15 protein-coding genes are annotated in these 15,723 nt (G+C 45.7%); 8 read left to right on the top strand and 7 right to left on the bottom strand.

The window, feature by feature from the left end:
- Positions 1-339, bottom strand: coding sequence for a DUF4144 domain-containing protein (locus LSG34_RS17595; protein WP_233010428.1), 339 nt, complete (start codon positions 337-339; stop codon positions 1-3).
- 274 nt (positions 340-613) lie between these two features.
- On the opposite strand from LSG34_RS17595, the gene nhaR reads away from it, so the two are divergent.
- Complete coding sequence (gene nhaR, locus LSG34_RS17590) at positions 614-1,525, top strand: transcriptional activator NhaR (protein ID WP_233010426.1); 912 nt, start codon at positions 614-616, stop codon at positions 1,523-1,525.
- Here the strand turns inward: nhaR and LSG34_RS17585 are convergent.
- Positions 1,522-2,736 carry a methyl-accepting chemotaxis protein gene (locus LSG34_RS17585; RefSeq protein ID WP_233010425.1) on the bottom strand — a complete coding sequence of 405 codons (1,215 nt, stop codon included), beginning with the start codon at positions 2,734-2,736 and terminating at the stop codon, positions 1,522-1,524. The genes nhaR and LSG34_RS17585 overlap by 4 nt on opposite strands.
- 175 nt (positions 2,737-2,911) lie before the next feature.
- On the opposite strand from LSG34_RS17585, the gene LSG34_RS17580 reads away from it, so the two are divergent.
- The 5 genes from LSG34_RS17580 to LSG34_RS17560 all read left to right on the top strand — a co-directional run bounded on the left by LSG34_RS17580 (position 2,912) and on the right by LSG34_RS17560 (position 6,154).
- A complete protein-coding gene (locus LSG34_RS17580) occupies positions 2,912-3,142 on the top strand; it encodes a ParD-like family protein (protein WP_053425361.1) in 231 nt (76 codons plus the stop codon).
- Positions 3,111-3,905 (top strand): type I methionyl aminopeptidase, encoded by a 795-nt coding sequence (map, locus tag LSG34_RS17575; RefSeq protein ID WP_233010424.1) that lies wholly within the window; start codon positions 3,111-3,113, stop codon positions 3,903-3,905. Before LSG34_RS17580 ends, map begins: the two co-directional genes overlap by 32 nt.
- A complete protein-coding gene (locus LSG34_RS17570) occupies positions 3,902-4,726 on the top strand; it encodes an SDR family oxidoreductase (protein WP_233010423.1) in 825 nt (274 codons plus the stop codon). Before map ends, LSG34_RS17570 begins: the two co-directional genes overlap by 4 nt.
- 86 nt (positions 4,727-4,812) lie before the next feature.
- Positions 4,813-5,781, top strand: a complete 969-nt coding sequence (locus tag LSG34_RS17565) for a DUF4382 domain-containing protein (protein WP_233010422.1) — start codon at positions 4,813-4,815, stop codon at positions 5,779-5,781.
- A gap of 172 nt (positions 5,782-5,953) precedes the next feature.
- Positions 5,954-6,154, top strand: a complete 201-nt coding sequence (locus LSG34_RS17560) for a hypothetical protein (RefSeq protein ID WP_127020837.1) — start codon at positions 5,954-5,956, stop codon at positions 6,152-6,154.
- A 90-nt stretch (positions 6,155-6,244) separates the two neighbouring features.
- On the opposite strand, the gene LSG34_RS17555 is transcribed toward LSG34_RS17560, so the two are convergent.
- The 5 genes from LSG34_RS17555 to ppnP form a co-directional block, all read right to left on the bottom strand.
- Positions 6,245-7,573: a hemolysin family protein gene (locus LSG34_RS17555; protein ID WP_233010421.1), complete on the bottom strand. Its 1,329-nt coding sequence runs from the start codon at positions 7,571-7,573 to the stop codon at positions 6,245-6,247.
- A gap of 159 nt (positions 7,574-7,732) precedes the next feature.
- A complete protein-coding gene (locus LSG34_RS17550; protein WP_233010419.1) occupies positions 7,733-8,806 on the bottom strand; it encodes a calcium/sodium antiporter in 1,074 nt (357 codons plus the stop codon).
- A gap of 281 nt (positions 8,807-9,087) precedes the next feature.
- Positions 9,088-10,524 carry a DUF4397 domain-containing protein gene (locus LSG34_RS17545; RefSeq protein WP_233010417.1) on the bottom strand — a complete coding sequence of 479 codons (1,437 nt, stop codon included), beginning with the start codon at positions 10,522-10,524 and terminating at the stop codon, positions 9,088-9,090.
- Between the two features lie 31 nt (positions 10,525-10,555).
- Positions 10,556-12,367 (bottom strand): ABCB family ABC transporter ATP-binding protein/permease, encoded by a 1,812-nt coding sequence (locus tag LSG34_RS17540; RefSeq protein ID WP_233010415.1) that lies wholly within the window; start codon positions 12,365-12,367, stop codon positions 10,556-10,558.
- A gap of 39 nt (positions 12,368-12,406) precedes the next feature.
- Entirely contained in the window at positions 12,407-12,688 is a 282-nt protein-coding gene (gene ppnP, locus LSG34_RS17535; protein ID WP_233010414.1) for a pyrimidine/purine nucleoside phosphorylase, read from the bottom strand.
- Positions 12,689-12,899: 211 nt separating this feature from the next.
- Between ppnP and LSG34_RS17530 the strand changes: the two genes are divergently transcribed.
- Together LSG34_RS17530 and LSG34_RS17525 are read left to right on the top strand one after the other, a co-directional pair.
- Positions 12,900-13,595, top strand: coding sequence for a TorF family putative porin (locus LSG34_RS17530; RefSeq protein WP_233010413.1), 696 nt, complete (start codon positions 12,900-12,902; stop codon positions 13,593-13,595).
- Between the two features lie 9 nt (positions 13,596-13,604).
- Complete coding sequence (locus tag LSG34_RS17525) at positions 13,605-15,719, top strand: methyl-accepting chemotaxis protein (RefSeq protein WP_233010412.1); 2,115 nt, start codon at positions 13,605-13,607, stop codon at positions 15,717-15,719.
- Positions 15,720-15,723 lie beyond the last annotated feature (4 nt).

Below are 15,723 nucleotides of genomic sequence, written 5' to 3'. Positions count from 1 at the left end.
TTATTCGTTGTCAGTATCGACCAAAAGCTCAAATAAAGCAGTGATCGAAGGCGCTTGAATTTTTACAACACAACTTTGAGCTAAAGCAAAAAAATGCGCTTGCACCAAAGCCGTCAATTCAGGCTGTTCAAACCGCTTGGCTAATGCGGGCAAAGAACTGCTGTGTTGTGTGAACTGATGTAGCAGATAAGCTTGCCCAGTCGCATCAATCAGCAGATCCTCAGGTGTGAAATAGGGCTGTTGCAGCTGATACTGCTGCTCAAAACTGCTCTGTGTGGCGATATAGATCAGTTCATCCTGACCTGCGAACTTAAAAATGGCGGGGTAGTGAATCATCATCAGCACTCTTTAACTCGTTTGCGCCATTGTATCCGCAAAATCACTGGACTTGCAGCATAGAGATGATGCGAGCCAATAAAGCTGTAGCTTTGTTTTGGACATAAAAAAGCCCCTTGCTAACAAAAACAAGGGGCAAAAGGCGCGGATGAGCCTATGGGTTAAACTGTCTATGAAATTCTGCAGGAACCTCACAACAGCTATCTTTATACGCTCTTTACTTTGTCAGTAAAAATCGAATATAACTTCCTATATGTTCGTAAATAATTGAATTCATATGACTCCGGTAAATTACAACCAACTCTATTATTTTTATCTGGTGGCTGAGCATGGCAGTATTGCCCGTGTCAGTGAGCTGTTGCATATCACACCACAAACCATCAGTGGCCAAATCAGCGCCTTTGAGCATGGTATTGGCACAGCTTTGTTTTCCAGGGTGGGCAAACGACTGGTTCCTACGGAATTGGGTGTGGTGGTGCAGCGTTACGCTGCTGATATCTTTCAGCTGGGAGATGAGCTCAAAGCTGTACTGACTCGCCAGCACAGCAGTTGGCAAAGTTTTAGTGTCGGTATTACTGACGTTTTGCCGAAGGCATTTGTTTATGAAATGCTAAAACCTATTTTGCAGCTGCCTATTAAACTGATTTGCCGTGAAGGCGAGCAGGCCGGGCTTTTGTCTGAACTCGCCATCAATAAACTGGACATGGTGTTATCGGATCAACCTATTCAGCCTGGCAGTCATGTCAAAGCCTACAGCCATTTAGTTACTGAGTCTCCTATGGCTGTGTATGCCTGTGAAGCTTTGGCAGAGCAGCTCAGCGCAGATTTTCCACGTTCGTTACACGACAAGCCTTTCTTATTACAAGGTAAAAAGTCCATTATTCGTCAGCAGTTGATGGGCTGGTTTAATGAAGTGGAAGTTCAGCCGGATGTAGTGGCCGAATTTGATGACAGCGCGTTAATGCAGGCTTTTGCTCAGCAAGGCCTGGGAGCTTTTGCTGCACCTTTATTGCTGGAAACTCAGCTATTAACCAACTATCGCTTATTAAAAGTAGGGGTGATCCACAGGGTGACCGAACGTTTTTATGCCATATCACCTGAGCGTAAACTGACTCACCCGGCCGTGTTGCAGCTGGTCAAAGCGCTGCAACAGGATAGCCGGACAAGTGATAAGAGAGTGGCTGGTTAAGCTGCTGAAAAAGGTTGCAGCTGCTGTTGGGTGCGTTGAGTACCGGACAGCAACTGCTCCGTGGCCTGATCAATAGCGGCCATTTGTTGATAAGCCAGGTTGGTACCTTGTTCTATTTCAGTCAGGTGGTGATGGTTTTGCTCTGAGCTATGCGCCAGTTGCTGCACATGTTGCTGGATATGGTTCAGCTGTTGCTGGGCATTTTTCAGTTGCTGTTCCAATTGACTAAAGTCGCCACTGGTTTGTTGTATTTGCTGCTGAGCGGCGCCTGCTTGTTGTTGCAGTTGCTCCGATTCATTCTTGGTATCACGCACCAATACATCCATCTCATTCAGAAAACCTGAGATCTGGCCTGTGGCGCTATTGACCTTAGCCGCCAGAGTGCGGACTTCGTCTGCCACCACAGCAAAACCACGGCCAGCTTCGCCAGCCCGTGCTGCTTCTATTGCCGCATTCAGTGCCAACAGGTTGGTTTGATCGGAGAAGTTTTCCACCATCAATAAAATCTGCCGCACGTTTTCAGCGTTTTTCTGCAGGCCTGTGACAGTGCCACCAAAGTTGGCTAACAGCTGTTCAATTTTATGCAGTTGGGTTGTGAGCTGATCAAGCTGGGTACTGGCTGTTTTCGCGTTATGCACTGTGCTGCTGGCGACCACTATCACCTGATCGTTGCTTTGCACTATTTCAGCTAAACGCTGTAAGGACTGGTCACTTTGTGCCCGGATTTGTTGGCTACTTTGCTCTGCCCCCTGCAACTGGCGTCTGGTGCTGTGCACTGCTTCTGCTACTTGCTGATTGACATCAAAATTGCTGGAGGCCTGCTGGTGAATCCCACGTAACATGCCGGATAACTGGTCGACAAATAAGTTGTATTGCTCAGATAAAGTGCGGAATTCATCAAAAGTAAAAGCCGGTAAGCGGGTTTTTAAGTCGCTGCCTGTTTGATTAGCTTGTTGCAGAGCATCGACCAGAGCTTTAACCGGGCGCACTATTAAATGCATCAGATAGCCGATGGTAAAAACAAAAGCGCCGGTGCCAAGTACTAAAATCCACCACCAGCTATGACCTGCGCCACCTTCGGCAGGATAAGCTGCAAACATCGCCAACCAGAAAATCAGCGTTAAAAAGCCGATATTGCCGACAATTTTTAATGTCAGGCTGTAGAAAAACTGCCGTTCGACTGCACTGTAGATATCGTTAAATAAGCTCATGCATAAGTTCTCAGTATCTGTTCCAAACCCAATTGCTGATAATGAACTATAACCCACTGTTACAGGGGGTTTATTGTTCTATGTCATACCATAACCAGTTTTTCCGTGTTTTTTAAGTGCATTAAGCGGATTGTTTTTATACAATGAATATACGAAACGTATATAAAGTGTATCTATGGGCATAGTGAAAATATCGGACGACCTGCATGACGACCTGCGGGAAGCCAGCAGAGTGATGGCGCGTTCTATTAACGCTCAGGCTGAATTTTGGATCCGGGTGGGCATGCTGGCTGAGTTGAACCCACAGCTTAGTTACCAGGAATTGTGTCGTAAATTACTGAAAAACAAATCAACTACTTTGCAGGACTTGCTGAATGAACTCGATCCATCTGAAAACCCAGGCTGAACTAGAGGTCCAACATAAAGCCGGACAGTTACTGGCACAGGTTTTTCTGATGTTGGATGAGCTGGTAAAACCCGGTATCAGCACTATGCAGATTAACGATGCAGTGGAAGACTTTATCCGTGGACCGCTAGGGTCACGTCCTGCCAGCAAAGGTCAATACGATTATCAGTATGTGCTGAATAGCTCCATCAATGAGGTGGTTTGCCATGGTATGCCAAGACAAACTGATATTTTAAAAGAAGGCGATATTGTCAATCTGGACATTACACTGGAAAAAGACGGCTTCATTGCCGACTCCAGCAAAATGTATTGTGTTGGTAAGGTCAATCCTTTGGCACAACGTTTGGTGGATGTAACTTATCAGGCGCTATGGCAGGGCATTTATCAGGTCAAACCCGGAGCTCGTTTAGGTGATATAGCCGCCGCTGTGCAGCAATACGCTGAGAAGCACGGTTATTCGGTGGTACGCGAATACTGTGGCCATGGCATAGGCCGGCAAATGCATGAAGAGCCACAAATTTTACATTATGGCAAAGCTGGCACTGGTTTAACGCTCAAACCCGGCATGGTGTTCACCATAGAGCCAATGATCAATCAGGGGGATCGGCGTGTAAAACAAAAATCTGATGGCTGGACTGTGGTGACGAAGGATAAAAAGTTATCAGCCCAGTGGGAACATACAGTGGCTGTCACAGACACTGGTTTTCTGGTGTTGACCTTGCGACCTGAAGAGCAACATTTAGTACAGGTTGGCCAACTATGAGCAAAACCATACTGATCACAGGCTGCTCCAGCGGCATAGGCAAAGCCTTGGCGTTAGCAGCAAAACAGCAAGGCTACAGAGTCTTTGCCACAGCGCGAAAAGAGGCTGATTTAGCACAACTGCAGCAGTTGGGCTTGGAGACTATAGCGCTGGAAATGACCAATCCCGATTCAGTGAAACAAGCTGTATTACAGCTGCAACAACAGGCAGGGCGTTTAGATATTCTGGTGAATAATGCTGGTTTTGGCGCTATGGGCCCGGTGCTGGATGCCGGGGCTGAAGGCTTACGAGCGCAGTTTGAAGTCAACGTATTTGCGGTGATGGATTTAACTCAGGCTTGTTTGCCTTTGTTGTTACAAAGCAAAGGGCTGATCGTCAATATAGGCAGCGTATCAGGCGTGTTAACTACACCTTTTGCCGGAGTCTATTGTGCATCCAAAGCGGCTTTGCATAGTTTGTCTGATGCGCTGCGGATGGAACTTGCACCTTTGGGTGTGCGAGTCTTGACTGTGCAGCCAGGTGCTATAAATACAGGCTTTGCCAGCCGGGCTAAACAGGAAGCAGAGCAGTTGTTAAAACCTGACTCTCTCTGGTGGTCCATGCGTGAAGGTGTGATGCTGCGCGCTAATGCCAGTCAAAACCAACCTACATCGGCAGAAAGTTTTGCCAACAGTTTAGTACTAGAGCTGAATAAAGCCGATTGCAGCGGTGTGGTGGGTATAGGGCATGGCGCTGTCACTTTGCCTTTGCTGGCAAGATTATTACCACAAAAATGGTTGGATCGTCTGCTACAGCGCAAGTTTTTATTACAGAATCCCTAAATTAGGGTTTCAGCATAAATTCAGTTTCATTGCTTTATAACTGCTGAGTTGAATGGGAGTTATCCCGGCTATCAGGAGTAGAGCAGATGAATAATACGAAACAATGGCGTACTTTGGTATTGGTCAGCGCCTTGTCAGCCACTCTGGCTGCATGTGGGGGCAGTTCCTCAGAAGAGGTTGATCAAAGTGCCAGTTTTAGTCTGGCAGTCAGTGATGCACCAGTAGATGGTGTAGATAAAGTGATGTTGTGTTTTGGTTCGGTTGAACTGGTAGGAAATGGTTTGGGGAATCAGACTTTTACTCCGGGTTTGGAACCTGTGGCAGCAAACAATAACACTGAGTGCCGCGATAATAACGGCGCAGTCGTGGCAAATAGCATAGGGGTAGACCTGTTAACTTTACCTGGCGCCAGTTCTTTGGCTTTGATTTCGCAAGCCACAGTACCAGCAGGTAACTACGGTCAAATGCGCCTGAATATTGTGCCTGGCAGTTATATCCAACTGACGGACGGTACTCAATATCCACTGGAAGTGCCGTCAAACCAACTTCGTCTGAACGGGGTCACTTTATCTGCAGGTGGCACCTTTAGTTACACTCTGGAGTTTGATTTACGTAAAGCCATGGTTCTGTCTAACCCACAAAAATACCTGCTAAAACCTACAGGTTTACGTTTGGTGAATACCAGTGAAATTGGTCATCTGGAGGGAACTGTCAGTGAAGCCTTTTTATTAGCTAATAACTGTACTGTAGCTCCTGCCGATCAAAATCAGCCAGTTGCAGCTGTGTATTTGTATCCTGGATCAGATTTAGATCTGAGTACACTAGCTGACTACGGTGGTGCTGAAACTGTATTACCTTATGCCAGCGCTCCGGTGTTGTTTGACGGTGCATCCAGCTACAGCTATGAGTTAGGCTTTATTGATGCCGGAAATTATACGGCTGCTCTTACTTGCCAGCTGAACGACGAACCTGAGCAAAATGATGAAGTTGTATTTTTGCAGGGCAAAAATCTGACTGTTACCAGTTCTGCCACACCGGTTCAGCTTGATTTTTGATCTTGTCACCATCAGGCAAAGGCGCAGATAGGTGCCTTTGCCGTTAAGTTTTTGTTTGTATTCCAGTTTAATTTTATTCGAAAAAATTGTTTAAATTTTCGTCGAAAATCACTTGCCTGCTGCTGAATATTTCACCACTATGACGTTCGCTTTTCTTCAGGGAGTGACTGTCATGACATCTAACTTTATGCGAACTGTGCATTTAAAAACTGCACAACAATTCAAAGAACAAGGCCATGATGTGCAGTATGTGGTGAAGCATTTTCACAAGGTAGGCATACCGGAAGATGAAATACCAGAACTCTTGCCTTTGCTGGGCTTTGGTCTTGATGCCGACCCATTGGCTTTACGAAATAAAAGCCGCAAAGATTAAACTAAAAACGCCACTTATAAAGTGGCGTTTTTGTTTTGGGCAGAGAGATACACCCCAAATCATTAATAGCGCGGCAAGTTAATCACAGGCTTAGTCGTGCATCTCATCGACACCGGCTTTTATTTCTGCCATTTGTTCTTCAGTCAGTTGCACTGCCAACACTTTGTCGACTCGCTTACCGTCCATATCAACAATTTCCAGCAGCCAGTTATGGATCAGCACTTTGTCAGCCGTTTGCGGAATTTTACCCATTAACAGCATCAATAAGCCGTTTAACGTCTGATAGTTACGCTGATTTTCTTCAGGTAATTCGTCTAAACCTAAACAATCTTTTAAATCGATAATAGGCAGCAAACCATCCAGCAGGTAAGAGCCGTCGTCACGCTGCACCACCATTAAATCTTCACCGTCATCCGGATTTAATTCACCTGTTAAGGCTTCCATTAAATCCTGCAAGGTCACCATACCCTTTAAGTCACCGTATTCATCCACCACAAAGACCACCTGGCGGGCAGTAGTGCGGAAATGTTCCAGCAATTCCATACCAGTTAAACTGTCCGGTACATAATGGCAAGGTTGTACTAAAGGCGATAAATCAGTCAGCTGACCTGCTACAGACTGCGCCAGTAGCTGTTTGGCTGAGACTATACCTATCAGTTCATCCGCGCTTTGTTTGCAGACCGGAAAACGTGAATGAGGCGATTGCATCACACGGTGCAGGTTATCTTCCATACTGATGGAGGTGTCTAAAAAGATAATGTCAGAACGTGGCACCATCAAAGAAGAGATAGAGCGCTCGTCCAAACGGAATACGTTTTTCACCATGGCATGTTCGTTGTGTTCTATGGCACCAGAGCTTGAACCTTCCAACAGCATGGCCTGAATATCTTCATGGGTCACATTGGATTCGGTGCTGTGGGCAAAACCAAACAAACGCATCAGACCATGGGTTGAACCTGATAATAAATACACAAAAGGTTTAGTCACTAAAGCCAGTAATAACATCGGCTTGGCCATCAGGCAGGCGATAGACTCAGCGCTGATTTGGCCAATACGTTTAGGCACCAGTTCACCTACAACGATAGACACATAAGTCACCACTATAACCACTAAAGCTGTGGCAAAAATGCTGCTGAATTCAGGTGTCATCCCCAGGCTTTGCAACCACAGGGCAAAAGGTTCGGCAAGAATAGATTCACCGAAGATACCGTTTAAGATACCAATAGAGGTAATACCGATCTGGACTGTCGACAAAAACTGAGTAGGGTCTTCAGCCAGTTTCAGTGCTATGGCTGCGGAGGATTTCCCTTTTTGTGCCAAAGCCGTTAAACGTGATTTTTTGGCAGTGACAATAGCAATTTCAGACATGGCAAAAATGCCATTTAATACGATAAGTCCAACTAGTATAAAGATTTCCATGGGGTCTCATTGAGGTTATGAACTGCGGCGGATTATATAAACAAAAGTGCGGGTTGGATAGTGCTCTGGTCAGCGGCAGGCTTCAGATCACCGAAATGTCATATGCCTCGTAAATAAAAACAGGCCCAAGAGGGCCTGCTTTTTACATAAGTAGCTAACTTATTGATGTATTTGTTTGTTTTTCATGCGGTCGTGAATAAATGACAGCACCACAAAAAGCACTACTGCAGGTAACAAACCGTACAAAATGCCCTGTTGTAAGTCTGGCAGGTAGCTTTCTTTTAATGCCATAGCGACCAGATACCAGGTGTAAGCAATATACAACAGCATGAACAGCAAACCTTCCATGCGGTTTAGTACAGAGCCGATAAAAAACAGTGGCACACAAAGCACGGCGACACCTACCATCACCGGAATGTCGACCATCGCCATTTGTTCTCCGGCCACCAGTGGGATAGGAGACACCAGGCCTGAGATACCCAGTACACAAAGGATGTTGAATATATTGCTGCCTACCACATTACCTACTGCAATATCGCGTTCCCCCCGAATTGTTGCAACTATGGAGGTGACCACTTCAGGCAAGGAGGTGCCAGCTGCTACTATGGTTAAACCAATAACAGCTTCATTGATGCCCCATGCCCGTGCAATTTCCACTGCACTTTCAACCAACCAACGGGCGCCTAATACCAGTAATATCAAACCACCCACGACCAGCAGAACATTTTGCCACGCTGGTGTATTGGACTTGAGCATCGCCTCCACTTCTTCATCAACAGTGTCAGCGCCTTTGGCTTTACCCTGACGGAATAAAAACCAGGTGTAACTTAAAAGGCCCGCAAACAAAATAGCTGCTTCCAGTCTGCTGATACTGCCATCTAAAGTCATAAGCAGAGCTATGACAGACACCAGAACCATAATAGGCACGTCCTGACGGATCAGCTGGCGTGAAATAATTAAAGGCGAAATCATCGCTGCAGCGCCGAGAATAAACAGCACATTAAAGATGTTACTGCCAACCGCATTGGCAATAGCCAATTCAGCCTGACCAGAATAAGCTGCTTTTACACTAACTGCCAATTCTGGTGCGCTGGTGCCAAAAGCTACCACAGTCAAACCTATAACTAAAGCCGGAATACCAAAAGAGCCTGCTAAACGAGCAGCCCCTTTGACCAGTAAATCCGCACCAACGACCAGTAATACCAGGCCGACCACTAAAAAAATCCAGGTCATGCTTTACTCCATCTGATGATTTCAACTGGAAGCTAATTTAGAGGAAAAACAAATAACAAGGAAGAGCGAAGGAGGACATAGTCGCAACCCATCCACTAAATCATGCCCTAAGTAATTGATGTTGCAGCGAGGCGACAAGTGATTGAGACCCCAGGAGCATAGTTGTCCTATGTGACTGGGGCGAAGAGCGCAGTCAACAAAGCTGCGGCTTCAAGTACGACGGGTATGTAAAAAAAGGCCCGCTGCTCAGACGGACCTTTGTCATCAAATCAATTTACGCTTTAGTACTGCAAACTGATTTTATAACCTGTTTCAGTATCAGGATCTTTTTCCGCGACCAGCAGATAGGAGTTACCCTGGATAAATTCAATTTCAGCGGTTTGCGCCAGCAAGGTCTTATTGTTATTTAAGTCTTTGCGCACCAACAACACCGTATAACTATCCAGCGGCAAAGTAATGCTGGCGCTGGTGGCATCGTTAATACTGCTGATGTAATAGGAGGTGGTTTCCATGGTTTTGCCAGGTGGCACAAAGTAAATACTGACATTCTCAAAGTCCGGCACCACGTTCACTACATTAAATACAAAGTCGTATACCTGTGGTGTCGCGCTGTCTGTGACTGATAATACAGTGGGCTGATCATTTTCATCACGGTAAAACACCAGACTTTTGCTCTCGCCCTGGTTGAGTGTTAATAAGCCATTTGGAATTTGGCTGGAGCCTTCGTTTGCCGTTAATGTCACTCTGTAATCACCATGTGGAATTTCAACATAAGACGTCAGAGTATCAGCTGGTACATCAGCAAAGACCGGAGTGCCGCTGGTACTGCCTGCATAAATCTGTGCCGGGTCTAAATCGTTCAGGCTGTTATAAACACGGAACTGGGCGTTACTGTTGATGTCTTCAAGTGGATAGACTGTCGTAGTGTTGCCTATGATATCCAGCGCAATTTTACGTTTAAGCGGACCCGCGTTGTCACGCAAAGCCAGAACGTATTCTGTTTCGTAGCTAAAAGCGTAAACCGGGCTTTGTAATACGACGTCTTTGCTCCCCGCGTCAGTTAAATACAAAATGTAGCTGCCGGTATCAAAAGTAACGGCTTCACTAAAAGCGTTTTGACCTACAGTAGCGACAAAATCAGCATCATCAAAGTCTTCGGTAGAGCTGCTGATATACAAATCCATACTTTTATTTTCAGCCAGTAAGTTTGCAAAGTAGATTTTAAACTGGTCATCCAGCTCATCATCCCGCACAAAACTTAAGTTTAGTATTTTGGGTGCTTCATAGTTATCCACCATAAAAAGCACAGTTTTCTGACTGGTTTTCATAGTCACCTGATCTTCCAGCACCGTCTGAACGTCGCCGCTGTTGTCGGTGTAAGTAAAATCCAGATCGTAGGTTTCAGCCGAAACTGTGGTTAAAGCTGTAGTGTCGCCAAAGGCCGCGGAACCCAAAGTACTTTCTGTGTCATCGCTGTCGGTTAAGGTTAGTTTGGTTGTCGCACTGTTGGAGGAGCCGTTATAAAACTGCAGATAACTGCTTGGATAGGTATCGTTGCCTTCTGACGAACTGCCGCCACCGCAGGCACTCAGTATAAAAAGACTGGTAATAGGTAATATGAGCTGACGTAACAACATAGTGGTTTTCTTGTCCTGTAAGAAATAAATACCGTCATCAGAACAAAAAAACAAAACCGGGTTCAGCCCTTTACCCGGCATTTACTCTGCTTAACCTAACTTAATATCAGCTTTACTCAGCTTTGGTTTTGGCCTCTTGTTGTTGGGCCCACAACTGTGCATAAAGCCCTTGTTGGGCCAGCAATTGCTGGTGAGTGCCAGCTTCAGCTACTTCACCTTGTTGCAGCACTAAGATCTTGTCAGCGTCGGTAATAGTCGACAATCGATGAGCGATAACCACTGAAGTATGGTGTTTCGCCAGCTCACGTAAAGCTTTTAAAATAGCGGCTTCTGAATGTGAATCCAAAGCTGAGGTGGCTTCATCAAAAATCAGAATAGGAGAGCCTTTTAACAGCACCCGGGCTATCGCAATACGTTGTTTCTCGCCGCCTGATACTTTTAAACCCCGCTCGCCGACTAAGGTTTGGTCGCCTTGAGGCAAACTTTGGATAAATCTGTCCAGATGGGCCAGTTTAATCACCTGATCCACTTCAGCCTCACTGGCATCAGGTTTACCGTAACGAATGTTTTCCCTGATGCTGGTGTTAAACAACACAGTATCCTGCGGCACTATGGCAATACTTTGGCGTAATGAGCTTTGGGTGACATCCCGTAAATCCTGGCCATCAATCTCGATAGCCCCAGTTTGAATGTCATAAAATCGGTATAACAGTCTGGCTATGGTGCTTTTTCCCGCGCCTGATGCGCCGACAATCGCCAGTTTCTGACCCGGCTCTACCACAAAACTTAAGCCATTCAGAATAGGCCGGCCTTGCTGATAACTAAAATGCACCTGCTTAAATTCAATGCGGCCTTGTTGTAATTGCAGCTCTGGCGCATTGGTTTTGTCTTTGATCAGCGCTTCTTTTTTCAAGAGTCCGAGCATGTTTTCCAGATCCGTTAAGGAGCGGCGTATTTCACGATAAACAAAACCTAAAAAATTCAGCGGGATAAATAGCTGTAGCATATAAGCGTTCACCATCGCCAAATCACCTAAAGTCAGCTCTTTGTCGAGTACACCTTGTGCCGCCATCCACATCATTAATGTGATAGCTATGGCAATAATCAGCGCCTGGCCGGAGTTTAACGCCAATAACGACATACGGTTTTTCAGCTTGGCGCTTTCCCAGTTGGCTAAAAACTGATCGTAAGTACGCTCTTCATAGGCTTCGTTATTAAAGTATTTGACGGTCTCATAGTTCAGCAGGCTGTCGACCGCTCTGCTGTTGGTGGCAGAATCGGCCTGATTGGCTTCACGGATGTATTTGTTACGCCACTCGGTGACATAAAATGTGAAGGCCACATACAAAGCCACAGCAACAAAAGTCAGCACTGCATACCAGTAAGAAAACAGCAGGGCAAAAATCACCGCCACCATCAGAATTTCCAGCAGGGTAGGCACAATATTAAACATTAAAAACCGCATCAGAAAACTGATGCCGTTGGTGCCTCTTTCGATATCTCTGCTGATACCGCCGGTTTGGCGGTCTAAATGGAAACTCAGTTCCAGTTGATGCAGATGATTAAAGACCCGCAGGCCAACTTTACGCATGGCATGTTCAGTCACTCTGCTAAAGAGCGCATCACGGACTTCACCAAAAAATACTGAGCCAAAACGTAAGGCGCCGTAAAATAAAAGAAACGCCAGCGGTAAGGTTAATGCTGAATTTAAGCTCGGATCTAAGTCGTCAATAATGAGTTTTAACGCATAAGGCAGGTATAAAGTGGCGGCTTTTGCTGCTAAAAGTGCGGCCACAGCCAATAACACACGGCCTTTAAAGGCCCAGATATAGGGCCACATATACTGCACTGTTTGTTTCAGGTTCAGAGCTTCAGTTTGTTTTGAAGCATCTGCTCTTTTGGCTGCTGTTCCCATACCACGCATAAATCAGTTTTTCCTGAAAAGGCGTGTCGGATACACACCTTATTGATAAGTGCAAAGATAAGCTGTATCAGTTTCTACTTTTAACTGAAACTTAGCGTGAGATGGTACTTCAAACACAGCGCCACGGGCGAAGGTTTGCCACTGAGTCTCACCCGGCAATAATACGGTTAAAGCACCGCTAATCACAGTTAAAACTTCATGTTGGCTGGTACCAAATTCGTAATCACCCGGTGCCATCACACCTACAGTGGCTGGTAATTCTTCGCCCTGAAAAGCAATGGATGTCACCTTACCGTCAAAATAACTATTTACTTTAAACATTTGATTTTGCTCCTTTGAAATACTGATTTCAGTTAACCCTATTTCGATTTTGAAATAAAGAGATTTCTGGGTGTTTAGAAGTCTATATCTGAATTAGGAAAGTTGAATATGACTCGGGCTTTTTTTAACAACAGTGCTATACCTTTAAAGCGATATGACGGAATGGAATCTAAGTAGTTGAATTTGTACTTTAATCAGCATTGGAGTATTTATGCGGATCACAAAACAGTTCATTCTTCCCGGTTTATTTATGTTGGGGGTAAGCCCGACCGCTCTGGCCAATTTAAGCTCCACTGTCACCCTCTCTTCAAACTATTTATTTAACGGCATTACGCTAACCGAAGATGACCCTGCTTTACAGCCGAGTCTCGACTGGGTATCTGATTCGGGTTGGTATGTCGGAAGCTGGGGATCGAATGTCAGCTTTGTTGAAAATACCGATCTTGAAGTGGATTTTTACACAGGCTATTACACAGATTTAGGCAGCAATTGGGCGCTGGATCTTGGTATAGCGCATTACACTTATTACGGCAGCAGCGACAGCAGTGCTTTTGATTATCCTGAGGCGTACATCAAAGTATCTTATGGTGATACCAAACTAAGTTACTGGTATGCCAAAGATTATTTTGGTGCTGGTGGTGGCCATTACATTGTGATGTTGAGTCAAAACTTTCAGCTAACAGAGGGCATGACCTTAATGCTGTCCGGTGATCGCTCAACCTCGACTGACACTAACAAATTTCTACGCGATAACGACGGTACTTACCATCACTGGCGCGTAGCGCTTGTCAGCGAATGGTTAGGGGCAAAATGGACTGCAGCCTTTGATGACACCGATCTGGAACTGGACGATTTAGGTGAACCCACCTTTTCGTTGTCAGTGGCAAAAACCTTCAATTGGCTTTAGGTGGCAGTTATGCAGTTAAATTCCTTACGTTTTAAACTTACTTTTGGTGTCGCGCTTTTACTTTCTATCAGTATTGGCAGCATGGCCTTTATTGGCTGGTATTCGATGACCAGCAGTAATGAATCGGCTGTCACCAAACTGACGCAGTCGGTACGTACATTAGCCGAGCAAATCCTGACTGAAGCCGCACAGCGCACAGCGCTTGAAACAAGCAGCGTACTTGACCGCAATTTTGATACCGCTAAAAACTTTGCAGCTGTTTTGTCCGGCTCAGCCCTTGGCAGCGGGCAGACGCCTTATAGCCGCGATCAGGTCAAAGTCATGGCGGGGCAAATTCTGGGCGCGAATAAAGGCATTTCATCCTTATTTGGCCAGTTTGAACCCAATGGTTATGATGGTGCTGATAGTCAATTCTCCATCAACAATGATCACAGTTCTAAAACCGGCACCATGGAGATTTATTGGATCCGTGAGCAAAACCAGCTGAAGTTTGTGCAAACGCCGGATCCGGCGGTGAAATATAAAGACAGCAAAAACGAATACGGAGTGCGTGAAGCTGAATGGTATCTCTGCAGCCGCGACACTAAGAAAGCTTGTTTGATGGAACCTTATTTGTGGGAAATCTCGCCTGGCAACCAGGTACTGTTAACCTCACTGGTGTATCCGGTCGTAACGCAGGATCAGTTCAGAGGCGTGTCCGGTGTCGATTTAAACTTGCCTGTATTACAAACCTTGTTACAGGCACAGGCCGATTTATTGTACGGCGGCAAAGCTGAACTTTATTTGATTAGTAAATATGGTTTGGTAGTAGCCAGTAATAAATTCCCGGATAAATTGGGCCAGTCGATTAAAACTCTGGACGTGGATTTAGCCGCGCATTTGCAGCAACAACAAGCTGGAGTCAGTTTATACAAAGACGCCATGCTGGTGACTGAGCCTATAAAACTCGACAGCACCGAATCAGGTTGGAAAGTCGTAGTGGCTGTGCCTGAAGCCACAGCTTTAGCTATGGCGACTCAACTGGCGAATCAACTGAATGAAGACTCAGCTCAAACCACGCAAAGCATGATTGGTTTAGGTCTGGTGCTGTTATTGGCTTTTGTGGTGTTGATGGCATTGGGTTTAAAAACTGCGACAGCGCCTATATTGCATATGAGTGTACTGATGAAAGAGCTGGCTGGTTCTGAGGGGGATTTAACCCGGCAGTTAAAACAAAGTCAGCATCAGGAACTGAATGATATGGCCGATGGATTTAATATGTTTACTGCCAAATTGCGCTCAATGATCAATAACTTAAAAGAGTCGTCCAAGTTAATGCAATACCAGTCTGAGCAAATGGTTAAAACCACAGATCAAACCAACAGTTCGGTCAGTATTCAGGCCAGTGAAATTCAGAACGTCGCTTCTGCTATGCACGAAATGTCTGCGACAGCCCATGAAGTGGCCAATCTGGCCAGCAGTACAGCACAAGGTGCACAGCAATCACTGGAAGCTTTAACCTCGGCCAATCAGTTATTTCAAAATACAGTGGAAGCCTTTAAAGCTGTGTCTGTTGAATTTAACCACACTAGTCAGGGCGTGAATGAAGTAGCACAAAGCAGTCAGAAAATTAACGGCATTATTGATGTGATCCAGGCCATAGCGGAACAAACCAACTTACTGGCATTAAATGCTGCCATTGAAGCTGCGCGGGCAGGGGAGCAAGGCCGTGGTTTTGCTGTGGTAGCGGACGAAGTGCGGTCTTTAGCTGCCCGCACTCACAGCTCTACTGATGAAATTAAAAACCTGATCCATGCTTTGCAGCAACAAGTGGCTGCTGCCGTACAACAAATTCACACCAATACAGCCAAAGTGACCAGTACCTTGCAGGAAGCAGAAAGCTCGTATGAGAAGTTATCTATGGCCACTCAAGGCATTTCCAGCATAGCGGACAACGCTTTTCAGGTCGCTTCAGCGGCGGAAGAGCAAAATCAGGTGAGTGAAGAAATCAACCGTAATATCACAGCCATAGATGATGCCACTAAAGCGCTGCATCAATTGGCCAAACAAAACCTGTTGATCAGCAAAGAAATAGACACTATTACCGGAGCTATGGATGCTCAGCTGGCGCAGTTGCGCTGCTAAGTTG

Origin of the sequence: Rheinheimera faecalis (assembly GCF_021290965.1) — a bacterium.
Taxonomy (GTDB): Bacteria; Pseudomonadota; Gammaproteobacteria; order Enterobacterales; family Alteromonadaceae; genus Pararheinheimera; species Pararheinheimera faecalis.
Note: the sequence above shows the minus strand (reverse complement) of the source record. Positions and strands in the feature narration are given on the sequence as shown.